The sequence below is a fragment of the Streptomyces sp. NBC_00554 genome (assembly GCF_041431135.1).
Classification (GTDB): domain Bacteria; phylum Actinomycetota; class Actinomycetes; order Streptomycetales; family Streptomycetaceae; genus Streptomyces.
Genome location: NZ_CP107799.1, coordinates 9,370,606 through 9,387,435 on the forward strand (window position 1 = coordinate 9,370,606; position 16,830 = coordinate 9,387,435).

A 16,830-nucleotide genomic window follows, 5' to 3' on the forward strand; every position below is an offset into this window, starting at 1 on the left:
GACTCGGCCATCGCCCCGTTGGTCATCGGTTCGTCGGCCATGCTCCGATTCCACCGTCCGAGTACCGCGGCCGTCCAAGACCGGTTGGGTGGGGCCGATACCGCACGGGTATCGTCGCCGGTCATGGAGCTGCGCACACTGCGCTATTTCGTGGCCGTCGCCGAGGAACTGCACTTCGGCCGGGCCGCCACCCGGCTGCACATGAGCCAGCCGCCACTGAGCCGCGCAATCAAGCAGTTGGAGACCGACGTCGGTGCCACTCTGCTGCACCGCTCTGCCGCGGGCGTCACGCTCACCGCGGCCGGGGCGGCGCTGCTGGACGAGGCGCGCACCCTGCTCGACCAGGCCGAACAGGCACGCGTACGGGTGGCCGCGGCGGCCGGCGCATCGGCCATCACCGTCGGGATCCTGGGCGACAGCACCGACCCGGGCGCGACGCGGCTGGCCGCCGCCTACCGTCGGCGGCATCCAGGCGTCGAGGTCCGCATCCGCGACACCGACCTGACCGATCCGACCTGCGGGCTGCGAGCCGGACTTGTCGATGTCGCCCTCACCCGGGGGCCGTTCGACGAGACCGGCCTGACGGTGCACGAGTTGCGCGCCGACCCGGTGGGCGCGGTGCTGCGCGCCGACGATCCGCTGGCCGGCCGTGACCACCTGCAACTGGCTGACCTGGCCGATCGCCGCTGGTTCCAGTTCCCGGAGGGCACCGACCCGGTCTGGCGGTCGTACTGGAACGGCGGCGAGCCGCGCGAGGGCCCGGTGGTGCGTGCCGTACAGGAGTGCCTGCAGGCCGTGCTCTGGAACGGCACGGTCGGGATGACCCCGCTCGGGCACGAGCCGTTCGAGCAGCTGGCGGTGGTCCCGCTGACTGACATGGCGCCGAGCCGCGTGGTGGTGGCGTGGAACGAGGGCGACGCGAACCCGCTGATCCGCTCGTTCGTGCAGATCGCCACGGCCGCTTACCGGGACTGAGCGCCGCGGCTGCGCACGCGCGGCCGCGGCGTCAGGGCCAGGACGGGGGAGTGCAGGATGGGTTCAGCGGCCGGTGCCCTTCCGGTCACTGACGACCGGCAGGGGGTCTCGACCGGGTCGAAGTGGCCCATCCACGATCACGGGCCGATCGCATTGAGCGCGTCGAGTAGTCGAGGACTCGCGGGCGAGCCCTCGTCCGGGTCACCCGGAGTGCGATGGAGTTCGCCGTCGATGATCTCGTAGTGGCCGATGGCCTGGATGGGCGGCGAGTAGACGTGGATGGTGATGGCGCCGGCGTCGTGGTCCATGCGGTGGACGCCTGATCCGGGGAACGAGAAGGACTCGCCGGGCCCGTACCGGTGGGCGCGGCGCGGCCCGCCCACCGGCAACCCCTCCTGCCAGGCGACGCCTTCGATCACGTGCACGCCGACGCAGGAACCCTGGTGGTCGTGGTAGCCGGTGTCGCGCGACTCCCACCAAGTATTCAGCCACGCCTCGGAGTTGTCGTTCCGCCACAGCAGCAGGTACGAACCGGGCCCGGAGCGGTCGAGTGCGGCGGTGTCGACGAAGGCCGCCGCGCGACGGGCGCGGTCCGCGCACTCCTCGGGCCTGAACGGGCGGTCGGACACGCCGAGTTCGGCGAGGGCGGTGGTGTCGATCGGGGTCGGGTTCATGGTCATCCCCTTGTGCCGGGTGCGTGTGTACGGAAGTGGTGGGCTTGCTAGGGGAGTTCGTCGCCGGCGAGCCAGTCCTCCAGCGCGTCGATGTCCCCGTCCGGCGCCTCGCCCGCGCCGACGAAGGGGACCGACCGGCGAATTGCCGCGTAGGCGCGTTGCGTCCCTTCGCCGAGGTCACCGGCGTGCCCGCGCAGGTCGACCGCCTGGGCGCCGCACATGAGCTCGACGGCGGCCAACCGCAGTGCCAGGCCGGCCATTTCATGGAGTCGGCGGGCCGCGGTGGGCGCCATCGTGATCCGGTCCTCGATGCCGGCCGCGATTCCGCTCGTGGGCTGTTCCAGCGTGACGGGTTGCGCGAGCAGGCGGGCCTCCCCGGCCAGGCTCGCCGCGCCGTTGGCGAGGATCGCCAGGCCGTCGTCGGGCGCGGTGGGATCGGCTCGGAGCCCGTTCGGCAGACCGGTGAAGGCCGAGTCCAGCAGCTTCTGCACCCGCTCGCCCGCGATCGTGACCGCCTGGGCGAGCCCGAGTCGCGCGTAGTCGAGCGCGATGGCGACGGGGGCGATGTCGTGGTTGCCGGTCGAGATGGCACGGTCCTCGTCGACGAGCATGATCGGGCTGTCGCCGGAGGAGGAGAGCTCGATCCCGACGGCGTGGTCGCAGTGCGCGAGCGCCTGACGGGCCGCCCCGTGGGTCTGCGGCACCACCTTGAACGCCAGCGGATCCTGGATGGCGCGGGCCGGCCGGGCGCCGGTCAGCAGGGCGCCGCCCGACAGCAGTGCACGCAGTCGGCCGATCGTCTCGTGGGCGCCCGTGTACGGGCGTACTCCGGCGACGGCCGGGTGGATGGCGTCGACGTTCCCTGTCAGTCCCTCCAGCGACAGTGCCGCCGACACGTCGAGCGCCCGGATGGCGCGGGTCGCCCGTTCCAGGGCCAGGCAGGCGATACCGACCGAGAACGCGTTGCTGTTGACGACGGCCCCTGCCTCGCGCGGGCCGAGCTCGATCGGGGTGTAGCCGTGGGCGATCAGGGCGGCGCCGTCGGCACCGTGGCCGATGAGGGCCAGGCCGATCTCGGCGAGTTGGCTCAGATCGGCCTGCCCGATCGAACCGAGCAGGTGGACGCGCGGGGTCACGCCGGTGTCGAGGGCCCTGCAGTACGCGTCGGCGACCTCTGCCCGGACACCTGCGACACCGACGGCGAGGCCCGCGGCCCGTATGACCATGGCCGCCCTGACGAACTCCCGGGGAGCCGACTGCCCGTGCCCCACGCGGTGCGCGCGCAGCAGCAGGGTCTGGAAGGCGGCCTGCCGGTCGGCCGTGATCGCCTGGGTCTTGATCGCACCGACACCGGTGTTGAGTCCGTACACGGTGTCGCCACGGGCCAGTACGCCCTCAAGTGCGAGGCGTGAGGCGCCCATCCGCGTCCGGGCGGCATGTCCGAGGACCACACGACGGCCACGTGCCACCGCCACCACGTCGGCCGGACGCAGCGGCTGGTCGCCCAGGACGACCGCGCCGTCGAACGATTCCTCCCCGGCGGCCACAGGTTCCGCGATGGACGTCATAGCTCGGCCTCCCGCCGGTCTTCGGCCAGCAGGGCGAGCACTGTGTCGCGTCGCGCGGCGATCTCGCGCGCGGCGCCGGGCGGGTAGTCGCCCAGCAGGCCCCGGCCGCCCTTCATGCCGGTGGCGCCGCTTCGACGCGCCTCGCGCAGCAGGGCCGGGACCTCGGTCGAGCGGGAGAGCTGCGGGAACAGTTGCTCGGCGACCGCTTCGTGGACATCGAGTCCCGCCGCGTCCATCGACGCGAACGGGCCGATCGCCGCCCAGCGCGCACCGAGGCCGGCGACGACGGCGCGGTCCACGTCCGCCACCGCACAGACGCCCTCCTCGACCAGCGCGTAGGCCTCCCGCAGCAACGCGTACTGCAGCCGGTTGGCCACGAAACCCGCATGGTCGCGCCGCAGCGTGATCGGCTCCTTGCCGACGGCCCGCGAGAGCGCGGCGAGCCGCTCCAAGGTCCCCGGCGCCGTGCGGGGGCCGCCCGTCACCTCCACGAGCGGGACGAGTTCGGCCGGGTTGAACCAGTGCCAGCCGGCGAAGAGTTCGGGACGCCTCAGGCCGTCTGCGAGATCCGCGAGCCGGAGCGAGGAGGTGTTGGTGGCCACGATTCCGTCGTCCGGGACGAGCGACTCGGCCAATGCCAGGGCGACACGCTTCGCCGCCAGGTCCTCGGCGATCGATTCGACGGCCAGCGCGAACGGCCCGGGTGCCTCGCCGACCAGGACCGTCGCCGCCCGCACGGATCCGGGCGACGCCGCGCCGGGTTCGACGAGGTGCTCGACCCGCCGGGAGATCTCGTCCCGTGTGGTCGCGGCGGCCTCGGGGCGGCGGACGAGGACGACCGTCTCGATGCCCGCGGCGGAGAGGCGGGCGGCGATACCGGTGCCCATGGCGCCGCCACCGATGACCAGCACCCGGCCGAAGTGCGCGCTCATCCCCAGAATCTCTGGTCGTCGAGGTGAGCGAGCAGGATCTCACCGGCGGCGCGCACATGGTCGCGCATCACCTTGCGCGCGGCCTCCGGTGTCCGGGCGCGGAGCGCGGCGGAGATCGCCTGGTGCTCGGTCACGTTCATGGTCGTCATCGCTGTCTCGTCATGGGCGATGACCCGCCATACCGAGTCGCGGGGAAAGACGCTCTGCAGCGACTGGATGGACTCGGTCAGACGCCGGTTGGCTGCGGCCCGGTGGATCAGATCGTGAAAGGCGGTGTTCGCCTCCGTCACGGCCGCGTCGAGTTCCGCGTCGTCGACGCGCCCGGCCGAGGTGACGGCCGCGGTGAGGCGTTCCTGAGTCCGCTCCAGATGGTCCAAGTCCTCGGTGGAGGCGCGGTCGCAGGCCAGCGCGCACGCGAAACCCTCCATCTCCGCACGGAGTTCGTAGACCTCGACGAGTTCCGCCCGGGACGGCGTGCGCACCGTCGCGCCACGATTGGGCGCCAGTTCCACGAGATTGAGCGCCTGCAACTGGCGCAGGGCCTCACGGATCGGCGTACGGCTGACGCCGAAACGCGCTGCCAGTTCCTCGTGTTGGAGCCGGGCGCCGAACGGCAGCCGCCCGTCGAGGATGTCGGCGCGCAGCCGGTAGGCGATCTCGTCGGCGAGGCTCGCGACGGCGAGCGTCTCACCTTGAGCGGAGGGTGGTGGCGGGCACATGCCCGGATACTAGATTGGATCCATGGATCCAATCAATGCCCAACTTGACGGAAGGCTCGGCGTTCCGGCGCCGACAGGTGCCCAACTCCGCTGTCGGGGCTGGGAGCAGGAGGGCGTACTCCGCTGCTTCCTCAACACGCTCGATCCCGCCGTCGCCGAGGACTCGGCCCGGCTCGTCGTATACGGCGGCCGCGGCCGGGCGGCCCGCTCCTGGGAGGCGTACGACGCGATCGTCGCCGCCCTCGAACGGCTGGGCCCCGACGAGACGTTGATGGTGCAGTCGGGCAAACCCGTGGCGGTGCTGCCGAGCCACCCCGACGCGCCGCGCGTGCTGATCTCGACGGCGATGGTCGTGCCCGCCTGGTCGGGCGAGGCGGAGTTCCGTCGCCTGGAGGACGCCGGACTCACCATGTACGGGCAGATGACGGCAGCGTCCTGGTTCTACATCGGCACTCAGGGGGTCCTGGGCTTCACCCACGAGACCCTCTCCGCCATCGCCCACCGCCACTTCGGCGGCACGCTGGCCGGAAGGCGGGTGGTCACGGCCGGGCTCGGCGGCATGGGCGGCGCGCAGGGTCTCGCCATCGCGAACCTGGGCGGCCGCGGCCTGATCGTCGAGGTCGACCCCGAGCGCGCGCGGCGCAGGCTCGAAGCGGGCTGGGTCGACCGCATCGCGCCGGACTACGAAACGGCGGTCGCCGACCTCACCGGTTCGTCCGACCCCGCGGCCATCGCGCTCGTCGGCAACGTTGCCGAGATCCTGCCCCGCCTGGTGGCCGACGGAGTCGCCATCGACATAGCGACCGACCAGACGGCCGCGCACGACCTCGACCACGGGTACGTGCCCGTCGGATACACGCCCGACCAGGCACGCGTGGCCGATCCCGCCTACCGTGCCGCCGTACAGGCCTCGTTGCGTGCGCACGCGGCCGCCCTGCTGGCACTTCGCGAGCGCGGGACGGTCGTCTTCGAGTACGGCAACAACCTGCGCGCCCAGGCAGTGGCGGCCGGAGCTCCCCGTACGGGCGAACTCCCGGGATTCGTGGCCGAGTACGTACGCCCGATCTTCGCGCGCGGAGTGGGGCCGTACCGCTGGATCTGCCTCAGCGGTGACCCCGAGGACCTGCGCCGCAGTGAGGAAGCCGTACTGGAGGTGGTCAACTCCCCTTCTCTGGAGCGGTGGTTCACACTGGCCCGGGCCCGCGTCGCACCGCAGGGGCTACCGGCCCGCATCTGCTGGCTCGGCCTCGGCGAACGGCACGAGGTCGGCCTGCGCCTCAACGACCTTGTCGGGCGCGGCGAGATCGGCCCGCTGGCCCTGGGCCGGGACCACATGGACCCCGCCGCCGTCGCCTCGCCGTCCCGGGAGACCGAGGGGATGCTCGACGGCAGCGACGCGATCGCCGACTGGCCCGTCCTTGCCGCGCTGCTCAACGCCGCACAGGGCGCGACCTGGGTGTCCGTCGGCAACGGCGGCGGCGTCGGGGTGGGCCGGAGCATCCACACCGGCCTCACCGTGGTTGCGGACGGCAGCGAACTCGCGGAGCGCAAGATCCGCCGGGTGTTCTGGACCGACCCGGCGCTGGGCGTGGCCCGTTACGCGGACGCGGGATACGAAGAGGCCATCCGGAAGGCCCGGGAGAGCGGCCTCGATCTGGGCACGGTCAGTTTCTTCCGGTGAGCAGCCGCCGAGGATTGGCGACCCGGAAGGCGTGTTCCGGGCCTTCGCCCAGTCCGAACCCCGGATGCCGCGGCGGCTCCGCGTAGGGCCGGTCCGTGCCCTGGACGACGACATCGGCACCGAGGGCACGGACGATCGCGTCGACGGCGCGTGGCCCGTACGAGGACGTCTCCACGAACACGTCCCGGTCCACCTCGTCCAGGCCGCCGCCCCGGGCGGCGAAGCGCTCGCCGTGCAGTGGGGCGAGCCCGGCCAGTAGCGCGAAGCACACGCGAAGCCGGGGATGGCGGGGCCGGCCGGAGGCCCGGAAGGCGAACCAGGCGGCGTGCATCTGCTGGACGTACGGGACCAGCGCGGGCCACCAGCCGGGTGTCGGGGACTCGCCGGCCGCCGGCCCCGGGTGGACGAACAGCGGGAGGCCGCGCGCCTCGAGCAGGTCGAGCAACGGGGCGCACCGCGCGTAACCGGCCGCGTCGGCAAGGGCGTTCGCCGGCAGCTGGAGTCCGGCGAATCCCCGGTCGAGTACGGCGGCCGTCGCACCGGCGTCGACATCCCGGACGCAGGCGGCGGCCCAGGCCCCGAACGGCTCGGGCAGCCCGGCCGCGTCCTCGTGGTGGGCGTCGAGCAAGGGCCGTGCCTCCTCGGCGGGCATCCACTCCACGCCGAGTGGTGCGGACAGGGAGACGAGCGCCAGACCGAGGCCGTCGGCGACGGCGATTTCCGTACGCCGGGCCAAGTCGTGGTCGGCGGGAGGGACTTGGTAGGGTGGCTCGCCGTCGACGTACAGGGTCCATCCGTCGAGGAACGGTGGTTTGTCGCGGGCCCGCAGTGCCGCCACGAACGCGGCACCCCACAGGTGCTGGTGCACGTCGATGTTGGTCACGACGCTCCTTCCACGATGGCGCGCAGGGCGTTTTGTACGTCGTCGGACTCCAGCACGTCGCAGCGCACCCGTTCCACGTCCGCTCCGCAGGGCCGGTCGTCGTCCAGCGGGGGGACGAGCTCGCGGATCGCGCGGTGCAGGAGCGCGGGGCCCCGTCCCAGGGCGGACGGTGCGGCCAGGTCCACGGCCTGGGCGGCCACCAGGGCCTCCACGGCGAGCAGTTGGCGCAGCCGGACGAGCATCGTCGTCAACCGCCGTGCGCCGAGCGCCGCGTTGGTCGAGTCGTCCTCGACGGCGTCCGCGCCGTGCCGGGGGTCGGTGCACACCGGTGCGGACAGCATGCGGATCTCGGCGACGAGCGCCTGCGCCGTCTTCGCCAGCGGTGCGAAACCCGAGCGCTCCGGACCGTACGGCGAGAGGTTCGCGGACAGTCCGCTGACGGCCGGGTTGAGCAGCCGCCGCATGCGTTCGGCGGAGATGGCAGCGGTCTGTGTCAGGGCCAGCGCGAGGGTGTCGAAGGCAAGGGCCAGGGCCGGGGTGTGGAAATTGCCGGACGAGAGGATCTCGCCGGTGTCGGCCAGCACCACCGGGTTGTCGCCGCAGCCGTTGAGCTCCGGTTCCAGTGCGGCGGTGGCGAAGTCCAGCGCGGCGTGCAGCGCGCCGTGCACCTGGGCCGCGCAGCGCAGGCTGACCGGGTCCTGGACCCGCCGCGCGTGCCGGGGATCGCCCAACTCGCCGCCGTCGAGCAGGGCGAGCAGCTCGCGCGCCGCCCGGAACTGTCCCGGCGCCGGACGCAGATCCAGCACGCGGGCGTCCAACGGGCTGGTGTTCGCCCGGAATCCCTCGAAGGTCAGCGCCGTGACCGTCTGGGCCAGCATGAGGACGGCGCCCGCCTCGTGCAGGGCGAGGGCGCCCTGGCCTGCCGCCAACGGGCTTGCGCTGCACAGCACATGGCCGTCCTTCGGACCCAGCTCGGCCGGGGTGAGACCGGCCCGACGCAGCGCCGTGGCGCCGTCGAGCACCTCACCGCCGAATTCGGCGCGGCCTTCGCCGATGACGACCAGGCCGACATGGGCCATCTGGCACAGATCGGAGGCGCCGATCGACCCGATCTCGGGTACCACCGGGTGCACACGGGAGTTGAGCAGGGCCACGAGCCGGCTCAGGATCTCCGGCCGCACTCCGCTGCCGCCGCTCGCGATGCCGTTCACCCGGGCGAGGACGGCAGCGCGTACGACGGGGACCGGCAGCGGATCGCCGACCGCGTTGGCCCGGCCCCGGACCGTACGGACGCTGAACTCCGCGAGCTCGTCGCGCGGCAGTGCGTACGACGACCGGCTGCCCAGCCCCGTGGTCAGGCCGTACGTCGGCACCTGGCGGTCGACGACATCGTCGACGACGGCACGGTCGCGGGCCAGCCTGGGCAACACGTCCGAGGCCAGGGCGACTTGGGCACCGTGGTGGGCCACGGCGACGACGTCGTCGCAGGAGAGCGACCGCCCGTCGACGACGACGGGGTGACGGGAGGGCGTACGTCCGTCGGTGATGGCGGAGTCACTGGAGGCTGTCTGGCCGTCGACGCCCGAGTCGCCGAAGGGCGTCTGCCTGTCGACGACCGGGTCACGGGAGGGCGTACGTCCGTCGGCGACGCCCGAGTCACCGGAGGCTGTCTGCCTGTCGACGGCCGAGTCGCCGAAGGGCGTCTGCCCGTCAACGGCCGGGTCACCGGAAGGCGTCCGCCCGTCGACGACGGCCGGGCTGCCGTGGGCCGTTCGCGCGCCGGCGGCCGAGTCACCGTGGGGCGATCGCGCATCGGCAACCGAGTCACCGTGGGGCGTCGGCCCGTCGACGCCCGAGTCATCGGGAGGCGTCCGTCCGTCGATGCCTGAGCCACCTGAGGTCGTCCCCCCGTCGACGCCCGAGTCACCGGAGAGTCCGCTCGTCATGAGAACCGCAGCTTCTGGCCGAGGCCGCGCTCCTCGGCCTTCGCCAGCATGGCGGCGCCCAGCGCGATGTCGGAGAGTGAGAGTCCGCGATGCCAGAAGAGCGTCGTCTCGTCGGCGCGTTCGCGGCCGGGCTTGTCGCCGACGACGATCTCGCACAGTTCGGCGTGCAGGGTCGTCTCGCTGAGCCTGCCGGACTCGACGTGGGCGCGCAGCGCACCGAAGGGCCCGGACCGGCACTGGCCCCAGTCGTCGACGACGATCTTGTCCATGACATCCGTGAGGGAGAGTTCGACCGCGCTCATCGTTCCGTACGGTACGACAAGGGCTCCCGGGGTGATCCACTCGGTCTTCAGCAGCGGCTCCGGGCGCTCGAGCCGGGACGCCTCCACCACGATGTCCGCGCCTTCGACACAGGACTGCCAGTCCTCGGTCACGATGACGGGCTTGCCGAGGTCGCGCTCCAGGCGCTCGGCGAAGGCCTTGCGGCTCTCGGGACGGCGCGAATGGACTCGTATCTCGGTGAGGTCGAAGATCCGGTCCAGCAGGCGGACGTTCCAGTACGAGGTGGCGCGGGCCCCGATGTGACCGAGCACCTTGGCGTCCGGGCGGGCCAGATGGCGTGCTCCCAGCGCGGTGACGGCGCCGGTGCGCATCTCGGTGATGGCGGTGGCGTCGAGTATGGCCACCGGCATGCCGGTGCGCGGGTCGAAGAGGTTGAGCAGCGCCATCTCGGAGGGCAGCCCAGCCTTGTAGTTGTCCACGTAGTCGCCCACGATCTTGACTCCGGCCAGCCCGAGCGGAGCGACATAGCCGCGCAGAACATTGAAGTGGCCGTTGAACGCCGGATCGGGCATGAGGTGGACGCGCGGTTCGATGACCGTCTCGCCGCGGCCCTGGGCACGTAGCCCCTGCTCGACGGCGTCGAGCACCTCGGCGTCGGACAGCTCGAGCTGCTCGATGTCCGAGCCGTTCAGGAAAGTGAACCGGACCGGTTCCATGGCGGTGGCTCCCTGCGTGTGGGGTGGCGAATGGTGCGACGCCGGCGGCGTGGCCGAAACGTGACCGTCGAGGGCAACTGTCAGGCGCCTGGGGTTTACATGGAAAGGCGCATTGCGTAGCAAATGCGCAGATAACCGGCGCATCGGCCTCGCCTTCGCAGGAACGTAACGCGCCGTTTACGAAAGGGCATTGACTGCCATTCAGTCACCGGCAACTCTGCATGACCATATGCAGTCGGGGTAAGGGGCAGCCTTGATCAGGTTCGACGCGGTAAGCAAAAACTATCCAAACGGCACGACAGCCGTGGACGAGCTGTCCCTGGAACTGGCCGAGGGCGGCATCACGGTCCTGGTGGGTCCCTCCGGCTGCGGCAAGACCACGACCCTGCGCATGGTCAACCGCATGGTGGAGCCGACGGCCGGGACGGTGCGGCTGCGGGGCCAGGACATCCGGGAGATCCACGCCCCCGAACTGCGCCGCGGCATCGGCTACGTGATCCAGCACGCCGGGCTGTTCCCGCACCGCACCATCCTCGACAACATAGCCACGGTGCCGCTGCTGCTCGGCTGGAGCCGGAAGAAGGCGCGGGCACGGGCATCCGAGCTGCTGGAACTCGTCGGGCTGCCGGGCGAGATGGGCAAGCGCTACCCGTACCAGCTCTCCGGCGGGCAGCAGCAGCGTGTCGGGGTGGCCAGGGCGCTGGGCGCCGACCCGCCGGTGCTGTTGATGGACGAGCCGTTCAGTGCGGTCGACCCGATCGTCCGCGGTGAGCTGCAGGCGGAGTTCATCCGGCTGCAGAAGGAACTGCACAAGACGATCGTCTTCGTCACCCATGACATCGACGAGGCGATCAAACTCGGCGACAACATCGCGGTGTTCCGAACCGGCGGCAAGCTCGCCCAGTTCGACACCCCCGAGCGGCTGCTTGCCCACCCCGCCGACGATTTCGTGGCCGACTTCGTGGGCCAGGACCGCGGTATCCGCCGACTGTCCTTCGTCAAGGCGGCCGACCTGCCGCTGCGCGACGGGCCGGTGCTGCCGGCGACCTCTTCCGTGGCGCTGGCCAGGGCGGTGAAGGATCCGTGGGTGCTCGTCGTAGACGGCGACCGGCGTCCGCTCGGCTGGACCGCGGTCGCCGAGCTCCCGGAGGGCGGCACGCTCGCGGACGCGGCGCTGACACCGCTCGGCCACACGTTCAGCCTCGTCGGCGACTCCGCGCGGGCCGCCCTCGACGCGGCGCTCCTGTCGCCCTCCCGGCTCGCGGTGGGCGTGGACGGGGAAGGCGCAGTCATCGGTGTCGCGGACGCGTACGAGCTGTCCGCCGCGATGGCCCGTGACGAGGCGCCCGAGGACGAGGTGTCCGACGGCGAAGCGCTTGTGGCCGAGACCGCCAAGCCCGAGACCGCCAAGCCCGAGACCGCCAAGGACGAAGCCACGGCCGAGAAGGGCGCCGACGGCGCGGGCGGTGGTGAACGATGAACGACGGAGAGCCACTCGTCCGCTGGGACTGGGTCGGAGACCATCTCGGCGAGCTGGGCCACTACACCGGCGTCCATCTGCAACTGGGCCTGCTGCCGGTGCTGTTCGGCCTGATCATCTCGGTGCCGCTCGGCATCCTCTGCCATCGTTGGCGATGGCTGTACCCACCGGTTCTGACCGTGACCAACGTGCTGTACGCCATCCCGTCACTGGCCATGTTCATGATCTTCGTCCGCTATACCGGGCTCACCCAGCAGACCGTGATGATCCCGCTCACGCTCTACACCCTGTCGGTCCTGGTGCCCAATGTCGTGGACGGCCTGGCTTCGGTCCCGGAACCGGTCCGGCAGGCGGCCACCGCGATGGGCTTCGGCACGGTGCGCCGTGTCGTCCAGGTCGAACTGCCGATCGCCGTACCCGTCGTCGTGGCCGGCGTACGCGTCGCCGCCGTCTCCTCCATCAGCCTCGTCGCCGTGGGACAGCTGATCGGGCAGGGCGGTCTCGGCTTCTACATCACCCGGGGCCTTCAGCTCGACTTCCCGACCCCGATCATCACCGCGATCGTGCTGATCATGCTGCTCGCGCTCGCCACCGACGCGGTGCTGGTCCTCGCGCAGCGGCTGCTCACCCCGTGGGCCCGGGGCAAGGGGGCGAGGGCATGAACGACCTGCTGAACCAACTCGAGCTGGTAGGGGACTGGTTGACGTCCTCACAGCAGTGGCACGGCGACGAGGGGATCCCCCAGCGGCTCCTGGAGCACCTCACCTACAGCGGCATCTCGCTGCTGTTCGCCACCCTGATCGGGCTCACCTTCGGGCTGCTGGTCGGACACACCGGCCGCGGGGCGTTCGCCGTCGCCAGCGTGGCCAACCTTGCGCGGGCGATCCCCACCTTCGGCCTGGTGGTGCTCGTCGTCACGCTCGCCGGGCTCAGCACCACGCCCGTCCTGGTCGCCCTGGTCGCGCTCGCGGTCCCGCCGATCCTCATCAACACCTTCGAAGGCGTCCGAGGTGTGGACGCCGGCACCCGGGATGCCGCACGCGGGGTCGGCATGACGGAGTGGGAGGTGCTGGTGCGGGTGGAGGTGCCGATGGCGCTGCCGCTGATCCTGCTCGGGCTGCGGGTCGCCGCGATCCAGGTCGTGGCCACCGCGACCATCGCCGCCTATCCCGGTCTCGGGGGCCTCGGCCGCTTCATCGTCGACGGGCTCGCCCGCAACGACTACGAACTGGTCATCGGCGGCTCCACCGTCGTCGTCGTGCTGGCCCTCGCAGTCCAGGTTCTCTTCACCGCGCTGCGGCGCGTCATCGTCTCGCCGGGACTTCAGGGCCCGGCAGCAAAGTCATGAGTTTCTGAGCTCCAGGGCTCAGAAGAGAGGAAAAACCCATGAGAAGCATGATCCGTGGCGCCGCTTTCGGCCTGATCGCCGCACTGTCGCTGAGCGCCTGCGGCGGCAGCGACAGCAGCGACGACAATCCGCTGACGGGGAGCAGCGGCGACAGCGACGGCAAGGCCCTCGTCGTCGGCTCGGCGAACTTCCCGGAGAACCAGCTGCTCGCCGAGATCTACGCGCAGGCCCTGGAGGCCAAGGACCTGAAGGTGACCCGCAAGTTCGACATCGGGGCCCGTGAGGTCTACTACGACCAGATCGTCAAGGGCGGCATCAGCGTCTTCCCGGAGTACAACGGCGCCCTGCTGGCGGTCGCTGTCGACGAGAAGAGCACGGCTACCAGCAGCGAGGACATCAACGCCGAGCTGAAGGCGAAGCTCCCGTCGTCGGTGGAGATACTCGACTCCGCCGCGGCCGAGGACAAGGACTCGGTCACGGTCACCGCCGAGACCGCCGCCAAGTACAACCTCAAGACCCTCGCCGACCTCAAGCCGGTCGCGGGCGACATGTCGATCGGCGCCGGCTCGGAGTTCAAGACCCGTACGCAGGGCCTGGTCGGTCTGAAGACCATCTACGGCGTGGAGTTCGGGAAGTTCCAGCCGCTCGACGCGGGCGCCCAGAGCACCCTGCTCGAACTGCTGAAGAAGAACACGGTCCAGGCCGCGAACCTTTACACCACCGACCCTGCCATCGTCGAGGACAAGCTGGTGGTCCTCGAGGACCCGAAGAACCTCTTCTCCTCGCAGAACGTCACGCCGCTGGTCTACAAGTCCGCGGTCAACGACACGGCCAAGGCGGCGCTCAACGGCGTCTCGGCCAAGCTCACCACCGAGGACCTGCTGGACATGATGAAGAGGCTCGTCAACGACAAGGAGGACGCCAGCACCGTGGCCAAGGACTGGCTGACGGAGGCCGGCCTCGTCAGCTGACCGGGTGTCACCGGATCATTCCCGGGTCGTCCGATCCGGGGCGGGCGGTGCCGGCGGTGGGTTCGGCCACGCCGTCACCGCCCGCCGGGCCGTGAGTCTCACCAGGCAGGAGCGAGGGGATGAGTGCGACCGGCTGGGGGATCGGGATGAGCGAGAGCGACGGAGCCGACGTCGGCACCCGGGACGCCGGTACACGCGACGCAGGCGCGCCTGAGACGGGCGCACGCGGGACCGGCGTACCGGGCACAAGCGCCCCCGGCACAGGCGCCCCCGACGCCGGCACCCCCGGCGCGTCCGCACGCCTGCACCAGCTCTTCGAGGGGCGCCGGCTGACCCCGACGCAGCGCCGCATCGCGCACTGCCTGGTCCGGCAATCCGCGGCCGTGCCGTTCCTGTCGAGCGTGGAGCTGGCCCAGCTGGCCGGGGTGAGCCAGCCGTCGGTGACCCGCTTCGCGGTCGCCCTCGGCTTCGACGGATACCCGGCGCTGCGCAGACATCTGCGGGATGTCGCACCCGCCGCCGGCGCCGAGGACGGGCGGCCCAGCAACCAGTACCAGCAAGCGGTACAGGCCGAGATCGACAACCTGCGGCACCTGGCGTCGCTGCTCGCCGACGCGGGGCCCGTGGAACGCGCGGGCCGGCTGCTCGCCGCCTCCCGGCCGCTGCCGGTGCTCGGGCTGCGCGCCTCCGCCGCCCAGGCACGCGGCTTCGCCTACTTCGCCGCGAAGGTACATCCCGACGTACGCCTGCTCGACGAGGGCGGCTCGCTGCTCGCCGACCGCATCGACGCCGCCCGGCACGCCGGGGCGAGCGCACTCCTGTGCTTCGCGCTGCCGCGTCACCCGCGCGAGCTCCTCGACGCGCTCGGCCACGCCCGTGACAAGGGGCTGACCGTGGTGACGATCGCCGACGGCACGTTCGCCCCGGTGGCCGCCCACAGCGATCTGCTCCTCCCGGCCGCCGTGGGCACCGGCCTGGTCTTCGACACGGTGAGCGCCCCCATGCTGCTGGGACAGGTTCTCCTGGAGGTGATGTGCGACGGCCTGCCGGACGCACAGGTCCGCCTCGAGGAGTTCGACGCGCGGGCGGCGGCGCGAGGGCTGTTCGTCGACTGAACGGCCCGCATGCCGATGAGACCGTCCCCTGACAGCCGAATGCCGCTGAGGCATGGACAGCTGGGTCATGCGGGCGGAAGGTGCAGGTCAGCGCCGTATCGGCGAAGCGTGGGGCCGTGGAGCGGGCGCGTGATCGGTTGCGGCGAGGGGCGGTGGTTCTCACGGTGGCCCCAAGAACTGCAATTCTCGAAAGGACTGTGCATGCGTGCCCTTGTTTCCCGCGGACTCCTCCTGTCACCCCTGGTCTGCGCCGCTCTGGTCTTCGGTCCGCTCGGCACCGCCGTTGCCGCCGTCGACGTACCCCGGGTGGCCTCGGGCAGTGCCGCCGCGGCATGGTCCTCCGCCGATACCGACGCGGTACTGGAACAACTCGGCGTACTGGAGAGGGCGGACCACGACGACCTCGCGCTCGACCCCCTGCTGGACGAGCTGTCCACCCTCGCCGAGCGCGAGTCCGGCACCCTCGACGCGGTCGAGGCGGCAGAACTCACGAGGGCAGTGGAGACGGCGAACGCCTCTCTCCAGCAGCAGCTTAAGGAGCGGGCCGGCGTCACGGCGGACCGCGCCGGTGTCGCCGCCGCCGACCCGGTCACCGATCTGGTGGCCCAGCTCCAGTCGGCGGTCGACGGACTCCTCAAGGCGCTGACCTCGCTCGACCTCGGCGCGGTCATCGGTGCGGTCACGGGCCTGCTGTCGCCGGTGCTCGGTCTGATCACGGGGGTCCTCGGCGGCGTGACCTCGGCGCTTCCGCCGATTCCGGTGCTTCCGGCACTGCCCGCCGCGGGCAGCCCGGTGGCCGTTTCGTAGCCGCGACCGGAAGTACGCGGTGGGGTGCGGAAGTTGCTCTTCCGCACCCCACCGTTTTCGTCCGAGTCGAGAACCAGTCCGGTCCTTCGCCGGGTCAACGTCCGCGTCTCTCCCGCCGGTTCACGTTCCCCTCTTCTGGCACAGCCGAGAGTTAATGGGGCATTGGGGAATCCGAGGTGTAAAGACCTCGCGGTGATGGCGATCCTCTTGTCATGAACCTGCTGCCCGATGGGCGGGCCGCAGCCTCATGGAGGTGTGGGATGCACCGCAGACTCGCCGCCGGCCTTGCCGCCTCAACTCTGGCCCTGATCACCGTCGTCGGTACCGCCACAGCGGCCGACGCGGCTCCCGCCGACAAGCCCCAGGTCCTCTCGAACTGGACCCAGACCAGCGCGTCGAGCTACAACACCTGGAACGCCGCCCGCGCGAACCAGGCCGCGTGGTCCGCGTACGCGTTCGACTGGTCCACCGACTACTGCTCCTCCTCGCCGGACAACCCGTTCGGCTTCCCCTTCGCCACCTCATGCGCCCGCCACGACTTCGGCTACCGCAACTACAAGGCCGCGGGCACCTTCAGCACCAACAAGTCGCGCCTCGACAGCGCCTTCTACGAGGACCTCAAGCGCGTCTGTCTCAAATACAGCGGCGCGACGAAGACGTCCTGCGACGGTACGGCGTGGACCTACTACCAGGCGGTCAAGGTGTTCGGCTGAGACCGTCCGCCGAGGAGAAC

At 71.3% G+C, this 16,830-nt stretch carries 16 protein-coding genes; 9 read left to right on the forward strand and 7 right to left on the reverse strand.

What is annotated here, in order from left to right:
- Window positions 1–123 precede the first annotated feature (123 nt).
- On the forward strand, window positions 124–975 hold the full coding sequence (locus OG266_RS41640; RefSeq protein WP_371552072.1) for a LysR family transcriptional regulator: 852 nt from the start codon (window positions 124–126) through the stop codon (window positions 973–975).
- A gap of 137 nt (window positions 976–1,112) precedes the next feature.
- Here the strand turns inward: OG266_RS41640 and OG266_RS41645 are convergent, their stop codons facing one another.
- Genes OG266_RS41645 through OG266_RS41660 form a run of 4 tightly spaced genes read right to left on the reverse strand, consistent with a single transcriptional unit; the run spans window position 1,113 to window position 4,868 of the window.
- Complete coding sequence (locus OG266_RS41645; protein ID WP_371552073.1) at window positions 1,113–1,649, reverse strand: hypothetical protein; 537 nt, start codon at window positions 1,647–1,649, stop codon at window positions 1,113–1,115.
- A gap of 47 nt (window positions 1,650–1,696) precedes the next feature.
- A complete protein-coding gene (gene hutH, locus OG266_RS41650) occupies window positions 1,697–3,217 on the reverse strand; it encodes a histidine ammonia-lyase (protein ID WP_371552074.1) in 1,521 nt (506 codons plus the stop codon).
- Window positions 3,214–4,149 (reverse strand): 3-hydroxyacyl-CoA dehydrogenase family protein, encoded by a 936-nt coding sequence (locus OG266_RS41655; RefSeq protein WP_371552075.1) that lies wholly within the window; start codon window positions 4,147–4,149, stop codon window positions 3,214–3,216. The genes hutH (OG266_RS41650) and OG266_RS41655 overlap by 4 nt, the downstream gene beginning before the upstream one ends.
- Window positions 4,146–4,868, reverse strand: coding sequence for a GntR family transcriptional regulator (locus tag OG266_RS41660; protein WP_371552076.1), 723 nt, complete (start codon window positions 4,866–4,868; stop codon window positions 4,146–4,148). Before OG266_RS41660 ends, OG266_RS41655 begins: the two co-directional genes overlap by 4 nt.
- A gap of 22 nt (window positions 4,869–4,890) precedes the next feature.
- Between OG266_RS41660 and hutU the strand changes: the two genes are divergently transcribed.
- Window positions 4,891–6,549, forward strand: coding sequence for a urocanate hydratase (gene hutU / locus OG266_RS41665; RefSeq protein ID WP_371552077.1), 1,659 nt, complete (start codon window positions 4,891–4,893; stop codon window positions 6,547–6,549).
- Here the strand turns inward: hutU and OG266_RS41670 are convergent.
- The 3 genes from OG266_RS41670 to OG266_RS41680 are packed head-to-tail and all read right to left on the reverse strand — an operon-like array spanning window position 6,533 to window position 10,376.
- The gene (locus OG266_RS41670) at window positions 6,533–7,432 is read right to left on the reverse strand and encodes an amidohydrolase family protein (RefSeq protein ID WP_371552078.1); all 900 of its coding nucleotides are present in this window, start codon (window positions 7,430–7,432) and stop codon (window positions 6,533–6,535) included. The genes hutU and OG266_RS41670 overlap by 17 nt on opposite strands.
- Complete coding sequence (hutH, locus tag OG266_RS41675) at window positions 7,429–9,378, reverse strand: histidine ammonia-lyase (protein WP_371552079.1); 1,950 nt, start codon at window positions 9,376–9,378, stop codon at window positions 7,429–7,431. The genes OG266_RS41670 and hutH (OG266_RS41675) overlap by 4 nt, the downstream gene beginning before the upstream one ends.
- On the reverse strand, window positions 9,375–10,376 hold the full coding sequence (locus tag OG266_RS41680; protein ID WP_371552080.1) for an ornithine cyclodeaminase family protein: 1,002 nt from the start codon (window positions 10,374–10,376) through the stop codon (window positions 9,375–9,377). The genes hutH (OG266_RS41675) and OG266_RS41680 overlap by 4 nt, the downstream gene beginning before the upstream one ends.
- Window positions 10,377–10,629: 253 nt before the next feature.
- Here OG266_RS41680 and OG266_RS41685 point away from each other — a divergent pair, with 253 nt between their 5' ends.
- The 7 genes from OG266_RS41685 (at window position 10,630) to OG266_RS41715 (ending at window position 16,810) form a co-directional block, all read left to right on the forward strand.
- Entirely contained in the window at window positions 10,630–11,856 is a 1,227-nt protein-coding gene (locus OG266_RS41685; protein ID WP_371552081.1) for an ABC transporter ATP-binding protein, read from the forward strand.
- The gene (locus OG266_RS41690) at window positions 11,853–12,518 is read left to right on the forward strand and encodes an ABC transporter permease (RefSeq protein ID WP_266823613.1); all 666 of its coding nucleotides are present in this window, start codon (window positions 11,853–11,855) and stop codon (window positions 12,516–12,518) included. Before OG266_RS41685 ends, OG266_RS41690 begins: the two co-directional genes overlap by 4 nt.
- Window positions 12,515–13,204: an ABC transporter permease gene (locus OG266_RS41695; RefSeq protein WP_371552082.1), complete on the forward strand. Its 690-nt coding sequence runs from the start codon at window positions 12,515–12,517 to the stop codon at window positions 13,202–13,204. Before OG266_RS41690 ends, OG266_RS41695 begins: the two co-directional genes overlap by 4 nt.
- Window positions 13,205–13,251: 47 nt before the next feature.
- Window positions 13,252–14,175, forward strand: a complete 924-nt coding sequence (locus tag OG266_RS41700) for an ABC transporter substrate-binding protein (protein ID WP_266470982.1) — start codon at window positions 13,252–13,254, stop codon at window positions 14,173–14,175.
- A 119-nt stretch (window positions 14,176–14,294) separates the two neighbouring features.
- Entirely contained in the window at window positions 14,295–15,290 is a 996-nt protein-coding gene (locus OG266_RS41705; RefSeq protein WP_371552083.1) for a MurR/RpiR family transcriptional regulator, read from the forward strand.
- Window positions 15,291–15,491: 201 nt separating this feature from the next.
- A complete protein-coding gene (locus tag OG266_RS41710; protein ID WP_371552084.1) occupies window positions 15,492–16,097 on the forward strand; it encodes a hypothetical protein in 606 nt (201 codons plus the stop codon).
- A 260-nt stretch (window positions 16,098–16,357) separates the two neighbouring features.
- Entirely contained in the window at window positions 16,358–16,810 is a 453-nt protein-coding gene (locus OG266_RS41715; protein ID WP_371552085.1) for a phospholipase, read from the forward strand.
- Window positions 16,811–16,830 lie beyond the last annotated feature (20 nt).